Below are 20,022 nucleotides of genomic sequence, written 5' to 3' on the forward strand. Positions count from 1 at the left end.
GCATGACACTTTTCATCGGTCCAGCCGGCCGCGTATCGGCTGCTTTGTGACGTCCTACGGCCGCAAATTCAGCGGCTTGATCTCCGCACCATCCTTGATCAGGCCCAGCAGATCATCCTGCCTGGCCTGGCCCAACGTCAGCCGGTACTTCGCGAGACCGGAGAGCATGTGCCTCGTTCTAGGCACATCACGGCTGAGGGGGTGATCTAATAACCGTCGCTCGATCTTGTGCTTGCCCGGATGAATCCAGTGAGGGGCGAATTCAGTACTGGAATCTTCCGGCCGTGCAGCGATCTCAGATGCGGCAACCGAGAACAGCGTGTCCCACGGGTCCGTCACCCCTGGCTTCAGCACCGCAGCACCGTGGGCCGCAGCAACGTTCTTCCGCACTACATGCCCTAGATACCGATGAACACGCCCTTCCCGCTGCTCAAAGTCGACCGGGTTACCGGGAACATTCCAGTGGATGACGGAGTGTGCCCACCAGTGGAAATCGATGCCCTCCTGGCCCACGGACGTGGAAGCCAGGACGAACGGCCAGAAGGGGCTGTTGAAGGCCCTGCGGACATCGGGCATACGGTTGCTGTCACCCTCGTCCGTCTTGGCATTGCTGTACCGGACGGCGAACCGGACACCCATCCGGAGGTCCTCATGAGATCCGTCCGGATACTTGGCAACCATCTGCGCCGGCTTGAGGGACAGGGAGCACCGGATGTCGTCGGCCAGTGCCCACAGCTGCTCGTTGGTGATCTCCCCGGGAGCCTGCTGGCTGCGGAGCTGAAAGACGTACTCGTCCAGCACCGCCTGGAGGTTTCCGGCTTCGCAGTAGCGCAGGACTTTCTGCCAGTAGGCGCCTTCGGGGTAGAGCATGTCGAGCAGCTCTGAGGCGTCGAGGCGGTTGAAGAGTGCACGCAGCCCGGCGGCCGCGAAAACGGCGGCCTTCCACAGCTCTGCGCCGTCGAATTCATCCGGAACGACCCGACCCAGTGCGCGGTAGATGCAGTTGGCAGGGGAGTTGACGGCCAGGTCTTCAACGCCGTCGTCCCAGCCTGCCGGCTCACCGACGGATGATTGCGCCATCCGGTCAATGTGGGCCAGATACAGTCCGGCTTCTGAGCCGGCATCCAGGTCGGCGCCTCCCGTGTCTGATGCCTTGCCGAGCTGCTGCGTGTACTCGTCCAAGCCCCGCAGCTGATTGGTGGCAACCCGGGCGTCGTTCTTCCATTCTGCCGGCAGGGTGCCGGGAACGGAGAAGTAGGAAGCCCAAACGCCCAGACGGCTGGCGGGGTCGATGTCGGTGCCGCCCACCATGGACTTGCCGGCCTCCGCGGCAGCTTCCCGCACAGAGGCGCCGTCCACCACGGCCCCCTTCATCGAGGCCAGTTCCAGCGGATCGCCCGCACGTGCCAGTGAAGCATGCGGGATGAACAGCGCAAGGGCTGACATGGTCTGGGGTTCGCCGTCACGGACGTTGTAGCGCAGTCGTCCGGCGAATTTGCGGCGAGCCTCGGCGGTATTCTCCCCGTGCCGCGGCGAGCCCTCAAGGATCTGACGCTCTGCCTCGTAGGAGAGCATCGTGGTGATCGCTGTCGGAGCGGCGTTCCACGCTGAGAAGACCAGCTGCTTGGTGACATCCGGCCCCACTTCGGCGAATGCGCCGGACGGCTCAACGTAGGGGAGCGACGGCGGCACCCACAGCAGCTTCCACCAGCCCTGGCCGACCGTGTGGTCGCGCACGGCCCTGAACTTGCCGCTGTCGGTCTCCACGGCGCCGTAGCGGCGATAAGGGTCGGGATCGATCGTGGCCAGGGCCGGCAGCAGCGGGTCAACGGCTTCGCGGTCGCAGTGGATCCGGCCATCCAGCATCCGGCCGACCTTGTAGTCAGTAAGGAAGTGCGCGAACATCGGCACGGATTTCCAGTACTCCATCGGACTGCCGGTGCGCGCCGCGCGGAACAGGGCGGACAGGGACTTGTAGCTGGTGAGGTCCCCGGCCCGGACATCGGTGGGCGCCATCTCGATCACGGACAGCATGTCGTCTTTGCCGAGCTGCGGCCGCTCCGTCCGGCTCATGAACATCTTCAGGCCGTCCTCGATGCGGTGCATCAGCGCGTCGTCCGGAACCTGAATGTGCCGCCTTCCTCGGCGATGCCGGGAAACGACTTCTTCAGTTCGCTTACCTCGACTGCGCCGTCGGGCATTGCATCCAAGGCAGCTTCCCACTTCTTCAACCGCCGGCGGGCGGCAGCGATAGCGGTGTTAATACCGTGTACGGAAGAATCCAGACCGAGCGAAAAGCCGATCCGGCCCTGGTCAAGGAGGATCGAGGTCGCTTTGTCGATCGCTTCACGGCAACCGTCCAACTCGTTGCGCTCCTTATCGAGGTTGTCCTGTGCTCCAAGAGGACAGTGATTCGCTCAATCGCTTCCTGGCGCTGGTGCTCGGCATGTGCGCTGACGCTAACGGCTACGGCCATCAGCACAAGTGGCGCGGCTACCGTCAGGAATCCAGCGCTGGCAACCGCCACGCCAGCTGTAGCTGCCGCACCAGTTGCAGCACCGGCGGTGCCTGCAGCTGCGGCTCCGCCTGCGACAGGGACGAATGTGGCGGCACCCACGATTCCGGTCGAGTTCACGAGGGAACCATGAATAGCTCCTGCAACTCCTTTGGCGGCCATAGGACGAACGAGTCCTTGGCCGGCCTGGGCGGCAAGCTTGGCGGGTACCACCATCCGATAGGGTACCTCTCCCGTTTCGGCCACGTTCACCTTCGGGGGAGCAGATTTTGCTGTTTGTGTTACGAGCTGCGCCAGTTGCTTGGCGAGGGGACTTGCAACGTCAAGCTGTAGGCCGCCCTTGCGATCGCGGGTCTGCGGCATTGCATGCATCTCGAGTGTTGCGATGGGGGAATCCGCAAGAGTTGCCAGAACCGTTCTCAGCTCGGCCAGACGAGCCGGCGTTAGGCCCTCGGTGCCCAGAACGTCAGAAACGCTGGCTGCTTGTGTAGCCAGTGTCCATACCGGCACGAGTGTTTTGCTGTCAGTAGTCACTTATTGTCCCCTCCCGAAAGTGAAACCGCCTCAGCGGTGGGAGCGACGCTGCGTGAGGACCTGAGAACAGGGTCCTGCCTAAATGTCACCGGTGGTTATCGTCCCCCATTGAAATCGGAATGCATGACAGTGTCGCCATCCTAACCGTTGGGCGAGTCCCGCTACACTGATCCTGAATCAGCCAGACAGCAATCTCTGGAAGGCAATCAACAGGAACGGAACCCAAGCCGTTTCAAGGCAAAGGGGTCCAGTGTCCGAAGCTAAATCATTCAAGCCCGTCGCGTTCATTGCATCTGCGGTGGCGGTTCTACTGGCTGCACTGCTTGTAGCGAGCATGCTTGGGTTCGGGCCGTTTTCAAGCAAGAGCGAGCGGAGCCAATCCGTTCTTCTCAAATCCGTCAGGAACGTGAGCCAGTATCACGCTGCGGTCGGTAATTTTGAGCTTTTGTTAGATGAGAAAGAAGACACCGGGGGGCTTCCCGATTTCATAGCAGGACGACGGACGCTCTTTGTGGCCGCTGGCACCGTCAATGCCTATGTCGACTTATCGGGTCTCGCTGAAGAGGACCTCACGGTGTCTGCCGATGGCAAATCGGTGACGTTGCGGCTTCCCGAGCCGCAGCTCGATAAGCCCAATATCGACCATGACCGGTCCTATGTGTACAGCCAGGATCGGGGTATCGCTGACCAAGTCGTAGATGCGTTCACGGCGCCTCAGCAAGCGGAGCTCTATCTCCTCGCCGAATCGGATATGGCTGACGCTGCTGAGAACTCCGAGCTGCGGCAGCGAGCGGGTGAAAATACCAAGAGCATGCTGACTGGTCTGTTCGGGTCGCTCGGATACGAGGTTACCTTTGAGGGCGGCGCATCTAGTTAGGTAATGCTGATCGACCGGGTTGGTTCAGCTTCGGCGTAATCAGCTGCTTCAAATTATTGAGCAGGACGCCGTTGTGGCCTCCAAAATGAATTTCAACCACCTCAACGGCATCCCTCATCCCGGAACTTCTGCACCTGGTTGGGGTCGGCGCCGTCGTCCGTCACCAGGGTCCACGGCAGTGCCAGCCGTTCCCAGGCGTGGAAGGGCCGCAGCCCAAGCTTGAACGAGTCGGCCAGCACGTAGACTCCTGGCCTCGATACCCTCCGAATCGACTCTTACCCTTGAGGGCTTCGGGCTTATCGGGCAAGGAATCATTGTCAGCGCCATTGGCTAGTGTGAGACGCATGACTGTTCTCCGCGCCGCCCTCACGGCCTCCCGCCTTTTGAGCGAGGACCCTGCGTGGCGTCTGCTCCGTGCGAACAACGCAGCCATCGCCGTGGCTGTGCTGAGCAAGCATCTGGGCGGCGAGCAACGGCGGTTGGCGGCACCGACGCTCTTTGAGCAGGTTGAGGAGGACCTGGAGGAGCTGCGGGGCAATGGCTTCGACCTGCCGCAGACGGCTCAGGCATATTGCACGGCATGGCGTAATGACGGCATCCTGATCCGTCGCACGGCAGAGGGATCCCGCGAGGAGACCTTTGAGTTGTCGCTCGGTTCCCTGCAGGCCATTCGCTTTGTGACCGAGTTGTCTGAGCCACGACAGGCCGTGACCGAATCGCGTCTTGCCACCATCCTGGACAGGGTGCGCGTGCTGGCCCGCGAGACAGACCCGGACAGTACGTCGCGGCTGCGGGCATTGCATGAGGAACGCGCCCGCATCGATGCCCAGATCGAGCGTGCCGCCGGCGGGGACGTCGACGTGCTGTCCGCAGAGCAGGCCGCTGAACGGCTGCGCGACGTACTGTCGCTCATTGAAGAAATACCCAGTGATTTTGCCCGGGTCCGGTCCGAGCTTGAGCAACTCAACAGGGACCTGCGGGAACGGCTGATCGAACAGGATGGCCCGCGCGGCAGCGTCCTGGATGACATCTTCCGCGGTGTTGATCTCGTGGCCGAGTCAGAGGCTGGACGGAGCTTTTCCGGCTTCTACGCTTTACTGCTTGACCCGGAACAGGGACGTGATTTCGAGGACAGCATCGACACCATCATGGACAGGGAATTCACGTCCCGGCTCTCCGCGGCGCAAGTGAGGATCCTGCGCCGGATTCTGCCCACGCTCCAGGACCGTAGCTCCGAAATCCATGCCGTCATGACTGCGTTCAGCCGCAGCCTGCGCCGCTTTGTCCAGTCCCAGGAACTCGAACAGGACCGGCTGATCAACCAGCGGCTGCGTTCTGCATTGCGGCAAGCTTTAGAGACCTCGCAGTCGGTGAAGCCCTATGCCAAGACGGAATTGTCGCTGGACCTGACTAGTGTTCCGCTCAATTCAGTGGCCGCTTTAAACCTGCACAATCCGGCCGACTTCGAAGCCGCTGGCGAGATCACCGAGCATGACGCCGAGACAGTGGACATTGAGGAACTCCGGGCTTTGGCCCGCGCCTCCGAGATCGACATGATCGAATTGACCGGGAATATAAATGCCGTGCTGAGTCGGCAAAGCTCCGCCACCATTGCCGACGTTTTGGCTGATCGTCCGGCCACCCAAGGTGTGGCAAGCGTCGTCGGACTCCTAGTGCTCGCCGAAGAGCACGCCACCGCGCTAAGCGGCCGTGAAGACGTCACCTGGCAGCCTCCGGCACCCTCCACCAACGACTCCGCCACCACGCGCCGCGGCACCGTTGGCCGCTACCTCTTCACCGAAAGGATCCACCCGTGAGTGAATCAGGCGTACCCGGACCGGCCGGAGGCGAGGAGTCGGTGTCCGACGTCGTGCTGTGGGATGGCGACAAAGGCACCCTGCGCGAGCCCTCCCGCCGCGTCCTCGTCCAGCTTCTGCGGGGCCCCTATCTCTCCGCTTCCCGGCACGGGAACCTCTGGACGGCGCTCTTGTCCGACGAGGACGCCGTCCGGTCCAGCTTGGCCGACCTGTTCTTGGACCTTGTCACCGATCACGCCGCACAGGTCGCCTTCGTCCGCAACACCTCCGCGGACGTTGACGCGCCAAAGGTCATGCGCACCGCCACGCTGACGTTCCTGGACACGGCGCTGCTGCTCCACCTGCGGCAGACGCTACTGCAGGAAAGCGGCGGTCGGAAAACCATCGTCGGGGCGGACGAGGTGACCGATCAGCTACAGGTTTACCGAGGGAAAGACAACGCCGACATCGCGGGATTCTCCAAACGAATCAACTCGTCCTGGCAAAAAATGGTCAAATACGGGCTGTTGGCTGCAACCAGCACGGAGGGCCGTTTCGAGGTCTCGCCCGTCTTGAGGCTCGTCTTTGGTGCGGAGGAGATTGCAGCCGTGCAGGCGGAGTACCGGCGGCTGGCTGCGGAGGTGGAGCCCGGCTCCGCAGAACTGCCCGACACCGATGAGGAGACAGAATGAGCATGACGATGCCGGCCACGGCGCCAGGCATCCGGACCGGTCAGTGGCGGCTGGAACGGGTGGAGTTGCTCAACTGGGGGACGTTCCAAGGACATCACGGCCTGGACATCGCACGGAAGGGCTTCCTACTGACGGGTCACTCCGGCTCGGGAAAGTCGTCGCTGGTCGACGCCATCTCAGCCGTGCTGACGCCTCGCGGAAAGCTGCACTTCAACGCGGCCGCCCAGGACACCTCCGCCCGGGGAGAAGACCGGACGCTTGTGAGCTACATCCGCGGCGCATGGCGGCGCAGCGCAGATGACGAAACGGGCGAAGTGCGTGCGGAATATCTGCGCACCGGCGCCACGTTTAGCGGCATCCTGCTGCGCTACAGCGACAACACAGGGGCTAAGCCGTTGCTGTTGCTCAAGCTGTACCACCTGCGCCGAGGCTCCAACACGCCTGCTGACGTCAGCGAATTGAGCATCCTCCTGCAGGAGGATGCGACGCTCACCGGTTTTGTCGACTACCTTCGCAACGGCGTCGAGACCCGGCGCATCAAGACCACCTGGCCGGCCGCGTACGTCACCGACAAGCATTCGGCCTTTGCCAGCCGCTTCTGCCGCCTGATGGGCATCTCCGGCGAAAATGCCGTGCTTCTGCTGCACAAGACGCAATCGGCCAAGTCGCTGGGCAGCCTTGATGACCTATTCCGCCAATTCATGCTGGACAGGCCAAAGACGTTCGACATCGCCATTACCGCAGTGGCGCAGTTCGGCGAATTGTCCGAGGCCCACCGGCTGGTGGTGGAAGCGCGCGAGCAGGTGGAACATCTGCGGGGGATGGAGGAACCGGCCCGCGCGTTCGGGCTGAACAGCGCCCGCGCCACCGAAGCCGCCGCACTTTCCGCGGCGTTGACCAGCTTTAGGGATGAATGGAAGCTCAAGCTGGCCAAGGACGCCAAAGCGGCCGCCGAGTCTGCCGCGCTGACCGCCCAACACGACGTCGATTTGGCGGCCGCCACCACGGCGGAATTGGAAGAGGCTCACTCGGCCGCCCGCCGGCAAGTGGACGGCCACGGCGGGCAGGCCTTGCGCGACCAACAGACACAGGTGGACCTGGTACAGGAACGCGAACGCGATGTCCTGGGGCGGCGCGCCGAGCTGGCCTCGAAGTTAGAGGCGGTGGGCATTAGCTTCCCTGCCAGCTTCGAAGAGTATGAGGAACTTCGGGCCGCGGCCCGCACCGAACGCAGCGGCCTGGATGCCGCCCGGGCGGCCAGCAGACAGACCATCAATGAGCTCCACGAGGCCCGCGGTGCGGCCAAAGCGAAGGTCCGCGACCTCGAAACGGAGCTCAAATCCCTGCGCGGCCGACGGTCCAATCTCGGCGACAGGCTGGTCACCGCGAGGTCCGTCGTAGCAGAAGCGGCGGGCCTGCCGGCGTCGGCGTTTCCGTTCGCCGGTGAGCTGTTGGAGGTCCGGAAGGAATTCGCGGACTGGTCCGGAGCCATCGAGCGGGTGCTGCGCCCGCTGGCCACCGTCATGCTCGTCCCGGAGAAGCACATTGACCGCGTGCGCGACGCCGTCGACGGGCTATTTCTGGGCGCCCGGCTGGTCTTCGAGTCCGTTCCCGGACGGTCAGAACCGCCGCGGGCCGCGCGGACCGAGCGGTCTCTGGTCTCGCGGGTCCAGGTTGCCGATGGTCCCATGGCCGGGTGGCTGCACGCGGTCCTGTCCGGCAACTATGACTACGAATGCGTCGATTCGCCCGCGGAACTCGGCGGTTCGGAGAAAGCCGTCACCCGTGCCGGGCAGGTCAAACGCTCACGCATCCGACATGAAAAAGACGATCGCTCACGAGTGGATGACCGCTCAACGTGGGTGCTCGGATTCGACAACGCCGACAAACTGGAGCTCCTGAGTTCACTCGTCCAGGCCGCCCGAGCAACGGCTGACCAACTCGCCGACAGGGTCGACGCCGCTGAGAATCGGCGCGAGGCCGAGCGCCTACGCGCTGAGGCGTTGGCATTGACTGAAACCCACGGCTGGGACCAACTGGATGCTGGCCGGGCTCGCGCCCGGGTGGAGAGCCACAAAGAACGGCTGGCAGAGATCCTCGCCGCGAGCGGCGACCTTCGCGCAGCCGAAGCCGCCGCGAAGGAGGCCAAGACGCGGTGGGCGGCCGCGCAGAAGGCCCAGCAGGCAGCCATGGAGTCGATGGCCGAGGTCAAAACCCAACTGGTGGGACTGGACCGTATCGTGTTGGAGCTTGGCCCGCGCGTTGCCGCGTCGGCCGACGTGCCTGAGGAGCTTGCAGCCAGTCTGCGGGAACGGTTCCTGAGGCAGCGCCGCAGCATTGTCCACGAGGTGATCGACGAAGTCGCACTGACGGTGGCCACTGGGTTGAGCGCGGAGGAAAAGCAGGCCACGTCCCAGGCCGCAGCCGCCCGAACAGCCTTCGCATCGCTGGCGGGAGAGTTCCGGCGTCTTTGGCCCGCCAAAGCCGGGGACTTGACCGACCAGGTGGAGGATGGTGGCGGATATCTTGCTCTGTTGGAGCAGCTTGTCGCGGACCGCCTGCCGGACTTTGAGACCCGGTTCTTCGAACTCATGGAACGCCAGTCGCAGCAAAATGTGGCCACATTGGCCAATGAGATCCGCCGCGCGCCCTTGGAAGTGCGCGACAGGGTGGCCCCCATCAACGGCTCCCTCAAACGGTCTGCCTTCGACGCCGGGCGGTTCCTGAAGATCGTTGTCAAGGAGAACCGGGGCGAGCTGGGCAGGAAGTTCCTCAGCGACCTGCAGGACATCAGTACGGGCTCATGGGTGGCCCAGAGCCGCGACGATGCCGAAGCCAAGTTCGAAGTCATGCGGCGCATCATGGAGAAACTCGCCTCGAGCGAACCCGGCGACACCTCCTGGCGGAACCAATGCCTGGACACCCGGCTTCACGTGCGCTTCACCGCCACGGAAGTAGACGCCGCCGGCAGGCAGCTCAATGTGTACGACTCCAGCGCGGGCCTCTCCGGCGGCCAGCGACAAAAGCTTGTCACGTTTTGTCTGGCCGCGGCCCTGCGCTATCAGCTGGCCGGCGACGGCGAGGACGTGCCGCGCTATGGCACCGTCATCATGGACGAGGCGTTCGATAAGGCGGACAGCAACTTCACGCGCATCGCCATGGACGTCTTCACGGAGTTCGGGTTCCACATGGTGCTCGCAACCCCGCTGAAACTCCTGCAAACGCTGGAGGACTACATCGGGGGCATGGCCGTGGTCACCTGCCGGGAGTTCCAGGACTCCCGCATCGGTTCCCTCTCCATGGACGACGACGGCGGTCAGGGCTCTGCGCCACCGCCCGCCGAAGTGCCGGGCCGGGAGCAGCCAGCGGGCACAGGGGTACTGGAAACCGCGGACGCTGAAGATCCGGCAGAGAAGGGCGCGCTGTTTTGAGCCTTATGCCTGTGACTCCTGCCGGGGCGGCCGCGCTGGCGCTCAAGAAATACAACCGCCACGTTGGCTCGTGGGCCGTCGGCGACGACGCGTCGCTTCCCTTCGGCATCCCTTTGCATCCGCCCACCGAAGCACAGGCATTGGCCTCCGTGTCCGCTGCCGTTGATTGGGCCAAGTCGTGGGAAGGAACAGCCGACGTGTTGTGGACGGAACGCCGCTGGGCCAGCCTGGGCCAGCAGAGGATTCCCCACCGTGTGCAACTCGACACCCCGGCGGCTGTCGCGGCATTTGCCGGCAAAACCACCCACTGGCAACGGGCATTCTCCAGGGCAAAGGCACTGCTCGACTCGGTGCCGCTGCCTCATACGGACCGGTTTGCGACCGTGGTGGGCCGCAGTGTCGTGGAACTTGCCGCCTTGGCTCCCGAAGACTTCACTCGGCTCTTCGGGGTACTGGAATGGCTCAGCGTCCATCCGGCGTCTGGACTGTACATCCGCCAGTTGCCCATCCGCGGAGTCGACACTAAATGGGTCCAGAAGTACAGACCCCTCGTCACGCGGCTGCATGAAGCCGCCACGGGTGCAAGCGGTTTGGGACTGGCGGACAAACCGGACCTTGTCCGCGTCCGTTTCCTCGACCCCGCTCTGGCGCCGGGCGGGTTGGCGGATCTGGCTGCACCGGTCACGGAGTTAGCCGCTATGGACCTAAGCCCTGAGGTGGTCTACGTGTTTGAGAACCTGGAGTCCGTGTTGGCCATGCCACCTCTACGGGGTGCTGTGGTGGTCCATGGCTCCGGCTACGCCGTGGACCGGTTGGCCCGCATCCCGTGGATTCGCGACGTTGGAGTTGTGTACTGGGGCGACCTGGACAGCCACGGTTTTGGCATTTTGAACCGGTTACGGGCCCAACATATAGCTGTCAGCACTGTGTTGATGGACCTGGCCACTTTAGACGCATTTAAGGACCTGTGCGGGCACGAGCCCAAGCCGGCCGTTGGGACCATGCGGCACCTTCTGCCGGACGAGATTGCCATGGTGGAACAGCTGGCAATACGCGGCAACGTGCGTCTCGAACAGGAACGAATCGACTGGATGACTGCCATGGATGCGCTCATTTCGACAGGGCGCTGACCGGCTGCGCTTGGTCTACTTCCGTTCCAGGGGCCCGACCGTCATTGTGCGGCGGGTTGAATTTGTTGTCGCGGGCTGAGACTGGTGCCTCGAGTAAGGGCTCAATTCAGGGTTGAAGCAGCCGCGGACGATCCCAGCTCCAACCGGAACACCCACAGCAGCACGTCCTCGCCCGGCACGTACCAGTCCCGCTCCGGCATCCGGCGGAAGCCCAGCGACCGGTAGAGGCCGTGGGCGCGTTCCATGAGCGTGGCGCTGGTGATGCTGATCGCGTCGATGCCGGGCAGCTGCCGGGCGTGCTCCACAATTTCCCGCACCACGGCCCGGCCCACGCCGATGCCCTGATGCGCAGGGTCCACCGCCAGCATCCGGAACTCCAGCTCCCCGTTCTGCGCGATCTCGCTGTACGGCTGGCCGGCGAACGTCAGCGTCACCGCCGCGACCGCCTTGCCGGCGGCCTCCGCCACCCACACCTCCGCGTGTTCGGCGCGGTGCTCGACGTTCTCCAGCACGCTCATGTACGGATGGTCGGCCGCGAAGTGCCCGGCCCGCAGGTACGCGCCGCGGGTGATCCGCCGGACCTCCGGAAAGTCGGCTGGCACCGCCCGCCGCAGCGTGACAGTTGTCGGCAGTGCCGCAATCACAGCGCGTCCGCTGCGGGAGCGGTCTGCTCCACGTAGTGGCCCAGCCGTGCCAAATCCGGCTGCGAGGACGATTCGCCCACGGCATGGGCACCCACCGCGTTGGCCACGGCCAGGGCCCGGTTGTAGTCGAGCCCGCTCCGCAGCGCCAGGACCAGGGCGGCGCAGAACGCGTCGCCGGCTCCCACGGTGTTCGCCACCGCCACCGCAGCGGAAGGCGCCTCGGCCACCTTCCGGCCGTGTTCGAACATCGCCGAGCCGTCGCCGCCGTACGTGACCGCTACCAGCTTCGCCTCCGCCAGGGCCGGGATCAGGGCATATTCGCTTTCGTTGACGATCACCAGATCGCACCGCACCAGCAGCTCCGCCGGCAGGTCCATGGCCGGCGCCGCGTTCAGCACAAAGAAACCCCGGGCCTTCCGGGCGGCCTCCAGCACCACGGGCAAGCCCACCTCCAGCTGGCACAGCACCGCCTCCTCCGGGCCGAACTCCACCCCGTCCAGCGACAGGTGCGAGTTGGCGCCCGGGCACACCACAATCTGGTTTTCACCCTCGCGGTCCACCACGATCAGCGCGGTTCCGGTCGGCTCCGGCAGGACGGCAACGTCCGCGGTATCCACGCCGGCATTCGCCAGCGCGTCCAGCATCTTCCGCCCCTGCGCGTCATTGCCCACGGCGCCCACCATCCGGGCAGTGCCGCCCAGCCGGGCAGCCGCCGCGGCCTGGTTGGCGCCCTTGCCGCCGGGCTGCTCGGACAGCACAGCGCCGCCGATGGTTTCGCCCGCCGTCGGAAGCCGCTCGGCGGTGGCGATCAGGTCCAGGTTGATGCTGCCGACCACGGTGACGGCAGGAAGTGCATTGCTCATGGGAAGTCTCTCTCGTGGGGAAGCCGGGAAGCGGCCGGATTAGAAAAAAGTGTAGCGCATGGTTGTACTCGCTCGTCATACGTGGTTGTATAACAACTCGAGCCGCCATCCCGAAAAGCTGTCCTTCCCCCCAAAGCCTGCTCGAACAAAGGAGTTTGATGTGAACACCCCGACCCCCGCGGCAGCCGCGCCTCCCGCGGAAGCCGCTGCCGCCGTCGTACTTCAGGACGACGCCGCCAGGCTCTCCGGCCGCCGCGCCGCCCTGCTGATCTCCTCGCTGCTGCTGGGCGTGCTGTCCTTCCAGCTCAACGCCAGCATGGTCACCCCGGCGCTGCCGCAGATCGCCGCCGACTTCGGCAAGGGCGCCGAGAGCGCCGCCCCCGTCCAGTCGATGTTCTTCCTGGCCGGCGCCATCGCCGGGCCCGTGATCGGCCGGTGGAGCGACTTCATCGGCCGCCGCGCAGCCCTCCTGCTGGTGCTGGCCATCATGGGCGCCGGCACCCTCCTCTGCATCGCGGCCCCGACCCTGCCGCTGCTCATCGCGGGCCGCTTCCTGCAGGGTGTGTCCAGCGCCGTCTTCGCACTCGCGTACATCGTGCTCAGCGAAAACCTGCAGCCCCGCGTCTTCGGCACCTCCGTGGGCATCATCGCCGCCATCAACGGGGGAGTCGGCGGCGTGGACGGATACGTCGGAGGGCTGATGGCCGAGACCCTCGGCTTCCGGTCCATCTTCGTTGTCGTGCTGGTGCTCACCGCCGTCGCCGCCAGCTGCATCCTCAGGTACGTCCCGCAGGGACGGCCGCAGGGCGTCCGCGGCGCCATGGACTGGTGGGGAGCGGGCTCGCTCTCGGTGTTCCTGGTGTTCATCACCTACTTCGTCTCCGGCGGGTCGGCCGCCGGCTGGACCGCCCCCGGCACCCTGGCACTGCTCGCCGGCACCGTGGCGTCGTTCGCCGCGTTCTGGATGATCGAGAAGAAGCGCAAGCAGCCGCTTATCGCCGTCCACCATCTGCGCTCCCGCCAGGTCTGGCCCGTCATCGCCACCACCGTGCTGACCCTCGCCGGGATCTTCGCCATCATCAACTTCACCGTGGTGCTGCTCAGCCAGGACACCAAGAACGGCTTCGGACTCAGCGCCTCCCTGTCCGCCCTGCTGTTCCTCACCCCGGCCGCACTGATCGGCGTCTTCGCCGCACCCCTCGCCGGCTGGCTCGCCGACCGCCGCGGCTGGATCAAAACCCTCCGTGCCGGCACCGGGCTCAGCCTCGCCTGCGCCATCGTCGCGGCGACGTTCGCCGACAACCAGGTTGCCGTGCTGATCGCCGTCGCAGCCCTCGGCATCTTCTACAACGGCTTCTTCCTCACCGCCATCAACGGACTCTCCGTCCTGCTCTCGCCCAAGGAAGCCCCCGCGGCCCTGCCCGGCATCAACGGCGCCTCCTTCGGCATCGGGGCGAGCCTCGGCGTCGTGGTGGTGGCGCCGTTCGCCGCGCAGGCGACCTCGGCCGGCTCCGCCACCGCGCTCTGGATCTCGGTGGCCATCACGGCCGCGGCGTTCATCGTCAGCCTCTTCGTCGCCGCCCCAAAGGGCGAGTCCCTCTGATCCCGTCTACAACTGAAACGAGAACCACTCCCATGACCAGCCACCCGTTCTACCTCGACTGCGACACCGGCATCGACGACGCCCTCGCCCTGGCCTACCTGCTCGCCTCCCCGCAGGCGGACGTGCAGGGGATCGGCACCGTCAGCGGCAACGTCAGTGCCGCCGTCGGCGCCCGCAACACCCTGGACCTGCTCCAGCTCGCCGGGCACGCGCACATCCCGGTCGCCCTTGGCGCCCACGATCCGCTCGCCGGTTCCTTCGGCGGCGGGGCGCCGTGGGTGCACGGCGAGAACGGGATCGGTGAGGTTGCGCTTTCCGCTTCCGCTGTTGGGCTGGCAGCCGAGACCGCGGCCGAGATGCTGGTGCGGCTCGCCCACCAGCACCCCGGCACGCTGCGGGTCCTGGCCATCGGCCCGCTTTCGAACATTGCCGAGGCGCTGCGGCTGGAACCGGAGCTGCCCCGGCTGGTGGAGGAGATCACAATCATGGGAGGCGCGGCTCTGGCCCCGGGGAACATCACGCCGGTGGCGGAGGCGAATATCGCCAACGACCCCGAGGCCGCCGCCCTGGTGCTGTCCGCCGACTGGGACATCACACTGGTGCCGCTGGACGTGACTATGGCCAACGTGCTCGAGGAAAGCCACCGGCAGGAACTGCTGGCCTCGTCCGGTCCGGTGCCGCGGGCGCTGGGGGAGATGCTGGGCTACTACTTCCGGTTCTACGAGGGCATTTACGGCCGGCCCTGCTCCGCCATGCACGATCCGCTGGCGGCGGCGCTCGCCGTCGGTGCCGTGAAGCCGGCCCTGGCACCCGTGGTGCGTGCCGCCGTCGACACCTCCTCCGGACCAGGCCGCGGGCAGACGGTGTGCGACATGCGCGGGTTGTACGCCGGCTACCCGGAGGTGAAGGGCGCGCGGTGCCGCGTGGTGCTCTCGCTCGAGGAGGAGTTTGCCCCGCACCTGGTGGACGCGCTGCTGGACTTCTTTGAGGACGGGGAAGGCACGACGGCGGCGCTCGCCTCAGCGGGTTCGGCCGCATAAGGTTGTGGGCGTGGACGAGCCCTGATACTGGTCAGGCCAACCCCGCCCCGGTCGGGAATCGAGGGCTACAGTGGATACATGGCTCCCAGCCGCCATCCGCTCGACGAACTGCGCGAAACCATCGGCCATCTGGTCGATCAGCTCAAGCTGCCTGGTTCCGAGCGCGTCGATGACCTGGTCGGCGATCTCATCGGCGCAAGGCCCGCGCCGGCCCGGCCGCTGTCCGAGGTGCAGGCCGAGCTCGACGCGCTGGTCGGACTGGAGACCGTGAAGGAACAGGTGCGGGCCCTCGTCGCACTGCTCCAGGTCCAGGCCCGCCGTAAGGCGCATGGCCTGCCGGAGGTGGCCACATCACAGCATCTGGTGTTCCTCGGAAACCCGGGCACGGGTAAGACCACCGTGGCGCGGCTCCTGGCCGAGATGTACCGCGCGGTCGGTCTACTGCAGAAAGGCCACCTGGTCGAGGTTGACCGTTCGGGCCTGGTGGGGCAGTATGTCGGCGCGACCGCCATCAAGACGGACCGGGTGATCCGGCGTGCGCTGGACGGCGTCCTGTTCATCGACGAGGCCTACGCGCTGGCCCCGGAGGACGGCCGGATGGACTTCGGCCCCGAGGCGATCGAGGTCCTGCTCAAGCGGATGGAGGACCACCGCCACCGCCTGGTGGTGATCGTGGCAGGGTACCCGCGGCTGATGGAGTCCTTCTTGCTCTCAAACCCAGGGCTGCGCTCCCGGTTCGCCCGCGAGATCACGTTCCCCGACTACTCCGTCGACGCACTCCAGACGATCTTCCACCAGATGCTGGCCCAGCACGAGTACACGCTGGAGCCGGGTGCGGACCAGATGCTGCGCCGCATCCTCACCGGGCTGCACGCGGGCGAGGACTCCGGGAATGCACGGTTCGCCCGCACGCTGTTCGAGCAGGCGCTCAACCGCCAGGCGCTGCGTCTGTCGCTCGACGAAAAACAAAGCCTCGACGCGCTCGATCGTGAGGCCGTCATGACGCTCACCGCGGACGACATCGTCGAGGCCGCACTGGCCTTGGGGGAGAAGCCGGAGCCGGAACCGACACCGGAACCGGAGCCGGAACCGCAGCAGCCACGTTGGTGGCGCTGGCTGACCTGACCACGGCTCCACCGCAAGACGGCTCGCGGTGACCCGCAGCGTCCGCGTCACCGGCTTCACGCTTTCCACTGAGCAGGCCCACTGCGCCGCCGCGCATCCCGGACGTGGAGATGCATGTCCGCGACTGGCTCACCAACGGGCTGGTGACCGGGAGTCCGAAGACGCCCGGGCATCGCTGCTCCATGGATTCCTGGTCTCGCCGGAGGACCCTCCGGGCACCATCTGATCTTCCCTGAATCGCCTGATGGGTTATCTGCCCATGTCCCTAGTGAACGTTTTTGCATTCGCGTCGGCGGGTTGCGGTGGAGCCGCGCCTGTACCGAATAGCTACTGACCAGTAACTATGGGCGCGTGGGCCGGTATCCTGCGCCCGAAACGGGCACCCTTCACGACGCCGTTTTTCGTGCACATCCGTGCAACCAGCCCCGCATGGACGTGCGGTTGCCTAGCATTTTCAATACCCTTGCGGCGCTCCGTTGATACGACGAAGAACGGCCCCTGCCGGCCCCGCATCACGCTGACACACGAACAAAGAGGTTTTCCATGTCACTGCTCACCAAGGTCCTGTCCATCGCCGCAGCCGCCGTCCTTGCCGGCTCCTTGGCCGCGGCTCCCGCCCAGGCTGACACTGTTTCCATTTCCCCGCCAGGAGCCAACGACTGGTCCTGCAAGCCATCCGCCGCGCACCCTTACCCAGTCATTCTGGTGCCGGGAACCTTCGAGAGCATGGAAAAGAACTGGTCCACGCTGTCGCCCCATCTCAAGAGTGCCGGGTACTGCGTCTTCGCCCTGAACTACGGCGAGACGAACGGCGTGTACGCCACCGCGCCGGTGGCCGAATCAGCCCAGGAGCTCGCCCCGTTCGTGGATGCGGTGCGTGCTGCCACCGGCGCCAGGAAGGTGAGTCTCGTTGGGCACAGCCAGGGCGGCATGATGCCCCGCTACTACATGCACTTTCTTGGCGGCGCCAAGCATGTCCATCAGCTCATTGGCATCGCACCTTCCAACCACGGCACGGAAGGTGTGATCGTCCCGCCACCGGGCGTTGTCCCGGAACCGGATTACAGCGTGCTGGGTTGCGCTGCATGCGCCGACCAGCAGGCAGGATCGGTTTTCATGCAGAAGCTCAACTCCATCGGCGACACCGTTGCGGGACCTTCCTACACCGTCATCTCCACGGTCTACGACGAAGTGGTCATTCCCTACAACAGCCAGTTCCTGAACGGTCCGGCACGGCAGGTCACCAACATCACCATCCAGGACAAGTGCCCGGCCGACATCTTCGAACATGACCAGACCCCCAACGACCCCGTGGTGCACCAGATCGTGGCCCACGCGCTGGGTCAGGCGTCCGGCCCCGCTGATCCGGCCTACCAGCCCAGCTGCGTTTTGGGATCAGCTCACACGCCGTAGAAGCTCCTGCGCGCCTCGGCATAGCGCTCCCGCACCCCGAAGCCCCAGTCTCCCTCAGGTTCGTAGGCCGCTTCGATGCTTCGCTTCCAGTCCGGAAGGTCTCCCGTGGCTGCCCACGCGGCCTGTTTGGCTGCGCCGAGGGCAACATATTCCCTGGTTGCCGGCACCTCGACGGGCAGGTTGAAAATGCTCGCCGCGGCCTGGCGCAGGGCCTGCGACTTGGACCCACCGCCGATCAGGAGCACCTTGTCCGGGGTCCCGCCGGATTGCCTCAGGACGTCGATCGCGTCCGCCAGGGAATTCAGCACGCCCAGCACGGAGGCCCGGGCGAGGTTCTCCGGCGTCATGTTGCTTCTGGTGAGGCCGGCGAGGCTTCCGGTGGCGTGCGGAAGGTTGGGGCTGCGCTCGCCGTCCAAGTAAGGCAGGAACGTGAGCCCGCCTGCGTCGCTGCCGGCTGCCAGCGCCAAGGAATTAAACTTCGCCAGGTCGACGTCGAGCAGGGAGGCGGCCGCTGCCATGACGCGGGCGGAGTTGAGCATGGCCAGCAGGGGCAGATGGCCGCCCGCAGCGTCGGCGAATCCTGCGACTGCACCGGTGGGATCCGAGATTGCGGAGGGATTGCTCGTGAAGACGGCTCCGGAGGTGCCGATGGAGACGACCACCTCGCCGGGGCGCAGGCCGAGTCCCAGCGCTGCCGCCGCGTTGTCGCCGGCTCCGGCGGCGAGGACGGCGCCGTCGATGCCCCAGCCGTTCCGTACTGTTCCGGCCTGCTCATTCGAGGCGACGACGCGCGGAAGGCGCGGAACACGTCCGAAGAAGCGTTCCACGAGGTCAGGCCGGTAGCTGTTCGTGAGCGGGGAAAAGTAGCCGGTGCCGGAGGCGTCGCTGCGGTCCGTGGTGAATTCACCGCCAAGCGCGCCGTTGAGCCAGTCGTGGGGGAGGACCACCTGGTCCACGCGGCCCGCGGCGTCCGGTCTGTTCCGGGCAAGCCACGCCAGCTTGGAGATGGTGAACGAGGCCACCGGGACAAGATTGACGGCATCAACCCACCCTTCAGGCCCAAGTTCGTCCCGGAGTCTCGCTGCGTCTTCTGCGCTGCGGGTGTCGTTCCACAGCAGGGCGTCGTGTACGGGCGTGTTGGAGCTGTCGAGCGCCACCATCCCGTGCTGCTGGGCAGCGATGCCGGCAGCAGCCACGGAACCGCCCAGGCGGTCAGGGCCTGCGGACTGCCATGCTTCCCGCAGTGCGGAGGTCCAGACCTGCGGGTCCACCGCCGTGAGGTCGGGGTGGGTTGCCGTGCCCGAAGAGATGACGTCACCGCTTTCGGCGTCCACGGCGAGGACCTTGCAGGACTGTGTGGAGGAATCCACTCCGACGACAACGCTCATTGACTGTTCTCCTCATCGATTAGGTCAGTTATGGCCTGGGCCAGCGGCGCATCCACGATCAGTGTGGTGACGAAACCGGCCTTGGCCACTGCCAGCACGGCTTCCGCCCGTGCTTCCCCCTGGGCCACGGCGATCACCTTCGGCGTCCGCTGCAGCTGCTTGATGGTGACGGCGATGATCTGCTCGTCCAGCCCCGATTCGACGGGGACACCTGCTGCGTTCAGCAGCCGGCCCGAGCATTCCGCGACGGCGCCGGCCTCCACCGCTGCCTCACGCACCTCCGCATCGGCGCGTTCCCAGACTGTGGAGGTGCCGGGCTTCCAGGCACCGATTGCGACGACGGCCAGGTCGAGTGAGTCCGCCTTCGCCAGGGCCCCTGCGATCTCCGGCTGGCGGCGCAAGCCGGCCGCCGTCGTCGGGTCTTCCACCACCAGAGGCGACCACAGCGGCCAGGTGAGCCCGCCGCTCAAACGTCCCAGCCGCTGGATCAGCTCCAAGGGATTGCTGTCCCCTTCTGCAGGGAGGGCGCCCGCGAGCTGGACGATATCGCACCGGGGAAGCTCCCGGACCAGCCGCGAGGCCACATCCAAGGTGCGGGACCACGAGATGCCCAGGGTTCCGTCCGCCGGTGCCTGGCGTGAGACTTCAGCGGCGGCAGCCTTCGCCAGGAAGCCGCGGGCCTGGGCCACATCGCCCGTAGTGTCCGCCACAATCACCTCGCCTATCCCCAGCGAGGACTCAATCCGGCGGATATCGGCATTGGAGATGCGGGACGGGAAATGCACCTTGATTTCCACGATGCCCTTCTCCAGGGCCTCGGCGAGCAGCCGGGCCACCTGGAACCGGGAAACGTCATAGCTGGCGGCAATCTCTACCTTGGAACGGTTTTCGAGGTAGTACTCGCTGCTGATGCGCGCCAGGAGCTCCTCATGGGAATGCTCGGGCATGTGCTCACCTCTCTCACATCTGAT

The 20,022-nt window shown here is 65.6% G+C and carries 15 protein-coding genes and 1 pseudogene; 9 read left to right on the top strand and 7 right to left on the bottom strand.

Features of this window, described 5'->3' with window-relative positions:
* Nucleotides 1–54 precede the first annotated feature (54 nt).
* Both J7E80_RS02085 and J7E80_RS02090 read right to left on the bottom strand, forming a co-directional pair.
* Nucleotides 55–2,106, bottom strand: coding sequence for a helicase C-terminal domain-containing protein (locus tag J7E80_RS02085; RefSeq protein ID WP_215049827.1), 2,052 nt, complete (start codon nt 2,104–2,106; stop codon nt 55–57).
* Nucleotides 2,106–2,363, bottom strand: a complete 258-nt coding sequence (locus tag J7E80_RS02090) for a hypothetical protein (protein WP_215049828.1) — start codon at nt 2,361–2,363, stop codon at nt 2,106–2,108. Before J7E80_RS02090 ends, J7E80_RS02085 begins: the two co-directional genes overlap by 1 nt.
* Nucleotides 2,364–3,299: 936 nt before the next feature.
* Between J7E80_RS02090 and J7E80_RS02095 the strand changes: the two genes are divergently transcribed.
* Nucleotides 3,300–3,926: a DUF4230 domain-containing protein gene (locus J7E80_RS02095; protein WP_215049829.1), complete on the top strand. Its 627-nt coding sequence runs from the start codon at nt 3,300–3,302 to the stop codon at nt 3,924–3,926.
* A gap of 101 nt (nt 3,927–4,027) precedes the next feature.
* Here J7E80_RS02095 and J7E80_RS23610 read toward each other — a convergent pair.
* Nucleotides 4,028–4,171, bottom strand: a pseudogene (locus tag J7E80_RS23610) (DeoR/GlpR transcriptional regulator); the annotation flags it as partial.
* 99 nt (nt 4,172–4,270) lie between these two features.
* Here J7E80_RS23610 and J7E80_RS02105 point away from each other — a divergent pair.
* From J7E80_RS02105 to J7E80_RS02120, 4 genes are read left to right on the top strand one after another with little or no spacing between them, the layout of a single operon-like run.
* Nucleotides 4,271–5,743 (top strand): DUF3375 domain-containing protein, encoded by a 1,473-nt coding sequence (locus J7E80_RS02105; protein WP_215049830.1) that lies wholly within the window; start codon nt 4,271–4,273, stop codon nt 5,741–5,743.
* A complete protein-coding gene (locus J7E80_RS02110) occupies nt 5,740–6,414 on the top strand; it encodes a DUF4194 domain-containing protein (RefSeq protein ID WP_215049831.1) in 675 nt (224 codons plus the stop codon). Before J7E80_RS02105 ends, J7E80_RS02110 begins: the two co-directional genes overlap by 4 nt.
* Nucleotides 6,411–9,845 carry an ATP-binding protein gene (locus J7E80_RS02115; protein ID WP_215049832.1) on the top strand — a complete coding sequence of 1,145 codons (3,435 nt, stop codon included), beginning with the start codon at nt 6,411–6,413 and terminating at the stop codon, nt 9,843–9,845. Before J7E80_RS02110 ends, J7E80_RS02115 begins: the two co-directional genes overlap by 4 nt.
* Before the next feature lie 11 nt (nt 9,846–9,856).
* Nucleotides 9,857–10,975, top strand: coding sequence for a Wadjet anti-phage system protein JetD domain-containing protein (locus J7E80_RS02120; RefSeq protein WP_215049833.1), 1,119 nt, complete (start codon nt 9,857–9,859; stop codon nt 10,973–10,975).
* Nucleotides 10,976–11,076: 101 nt separating this feature from the next.
* On the opposite strand, the gene J7E80_RS02125 is transcribed toward J7E80_RS02120, so the two are convergent.
* Together J7E80_RS02125 and J7E80_RS02130 are read right to left on the bottom strand one after the other, a co-directional pair.
* Nucleotides 11,077–11,619 carry an N-acetyltransferase gene (locus J7E80_RS02125; RefSeq protein WP_215049834.1) on the bottom strand — a complete coding sequence of 181 codons (543 nt, stop codon included), beginning with the start codon at nt 11,617–11,619 and terminating at the stop codon, nt 11,077–11,079.
* On the bottom strand, nt 11,616–12,482 hold the full coding sequence (locus J7E80_RS02130) for a ribokinase (protein ID WP_215049835.1): 867 nt from the start codon (nt 12,480–12,482) through the stop codon (nt 11,616–11,618). Before J7E80_RS02130 ends, J7E80_RS02125 begins: the two co-directional genes overlap by 4 nt.
* 160 nt (nt 12,483–12,642) lie before the next feature.
* Here J7E80_RS02130 and J7E80_RS02135 point away from each other — a divergent pair, with 160 nt between their 5' ends.
* From J7E80_RS02135 to J7E80_RS02150, 4 genes are all read left to right on the top strand, one after another.
* Nucleotides 12,643–14,085 carry an MFS transporter gene (locus tag J7E80_RS02135; RefSeq protein WP_215049836.1) on the top strand — a complete coding sequence of 481 codons (1,443 nt, stop codon included), beginning with the start codon at nt 12,643–12,645 and terminating at the stop codon, nt 14,083–14,085.
* Between the two features lie 32 nt (nt 14,086–14,117).
* On the top strand, nt 14,118–15,125 hold the full coding sequence (locus tag J7E80_RS02140) for a nucleoside hydrolase (RefSeq protein ID WP_215049837.1): 1,008 nt from the start codon (nt 14,118–14,120) through the stop codon (nt 15,123–15,125).
* A 78-nt stretch (nt 15,126–15,203) separates the two neighbouring features.
* Nucleotides 15,204–16,250 carry an AAA family ATPase gene (locus J7E80_RS02145; protein WP_215049838.1) on the top strand — a complete coding sequence of 349 codons (1,047 nt, stop codon included), beginning with the start codon at nt 15,204–15,206 and terminating at the stop codon, nt 16,248–16,250.
* Nucleotides 16,251–16,793: 543 nt separating this feature from the next.
* On the top strand, nt 16,794–17,663 hold the full coding sequence (locus J7E80_RS02150) for a triacylglycerol lipase (RefSeq protein ID WP_215049839.1): 870 nt from the start codon (nt 16,794–16,796) through the stop codon (nt 17,661–17,663).
* On the opposite strand, the gene xylB is transcribed toward J7E80_RS02150, so the two are convergent.
* On the bottom strand, nt 17,651–19,051 hold the full coding sequence (xylB, locus tag J7E80_RS02155) for a xylulokinase (protein WP_215049840.1): 1,401 nt from the start codon (nt 19,049–19,051) through the stop codon (nt 17,651–17,653). The two genes, J7E80_RS02150 and xylB, sit on opposite strands and share 13 nt — an antisense overlap.
* Complete coding sequence (locus J7E80_RS02160; RefSeq protein ID WP_215049841.1) at nt 19,048–19,998, bottom strand: sugar-binding transcriptional regulator; 951 nt, start codon at nt 19,996–19,998, stop codon at nt 19,048–19,050. The genes xylB and J7E80_RS02160 overlap by 4 nt, the downstream gene beginning before the upstream one ends.
* Nucleotides 19,999–20,022: the final 24 nt, after the last annotated feature.

It is taken from the genome of Arthrobacter sp. ISL-28 (assembly GCF_018613875.1).
In the GTDB taxonomy this organism is placed as follows: domain Bacteria; phylum Actinomycetota; class Actinomycetes; order Actinomycetales; family Micrococcaceae; genus Arthrobacter.

What these genes read in the sequence shown, in the direction of transcription:
- J7E80_RS02130 (WP_215049835.1), bottom strand. Translation starts at nt 12,482, where the DNA reads ATGAGCAATGCACTTCCTGCCGTCACCGTGGTCGGCAGCATCAACCTG.
- J7E80_RS02085 (WP_215049827.1), bottom strand. Translation starts at nt 2,106, where the DNA reads ATGCACCGCATCGAGGACGGCCTGAAGATGTTCATGAGCCGGACGGAG.
- xylB (WP_215049840.1), bottom strand. Translation starts at nt 19,051, where the DNA reads ATGAGCGTTGTCGTCGGAGTGGATTCCTCCACACAGTCCTGCAAGGTC.
- J7E80_RS02160 (WP_215049841.1), bottom strand. Translation starts at nt 19,998, where the DNA reads ATGCCCGAGCATTCCCATGAGGAGCTCCTGGCGCGCATCAGCAGCGAG.
- J7E80_RS02105 (WP_215049830.1), top strand. Translation starts at nt 4,271, where the DNA reads ATGACTGTTCTCCGCGCCGCCCTCACGGCCTCCCGCCTTTTGAGCGAG.
- J7E80_RS02145 (WP_215049838.1), top strand. Translation starts at nt 15,204, where the DNA reads ATGGCTCCCAGCCGCCATCCGCTCGACGAACTGCGCGAAACCATCGGC.
- J7E80_RS02140 (WP_215049837.1), top strand. Translation starts at nt 14,118, where the DNA reads ATGACCAGCCACCCGTTCTACCTCGACTGCGACACCGGCATCGACGAC.
- J7E80_RS02150 (WP_215049839.1), top strand. Translation starts at nt 16,794, where the DNA reads ATGTCACTGCTCACCAAGGTCCTGTCCATCGCCGCAGCCGCCGTCCTT.
- J7E80_RS02115 (WP_215049832.1), top strand. Translation starts at nt 6,411, where the DNA reads ATGAGCATGACGATGCCGGCCACGGCGCCAGGCATCCGGACCGGTCAG.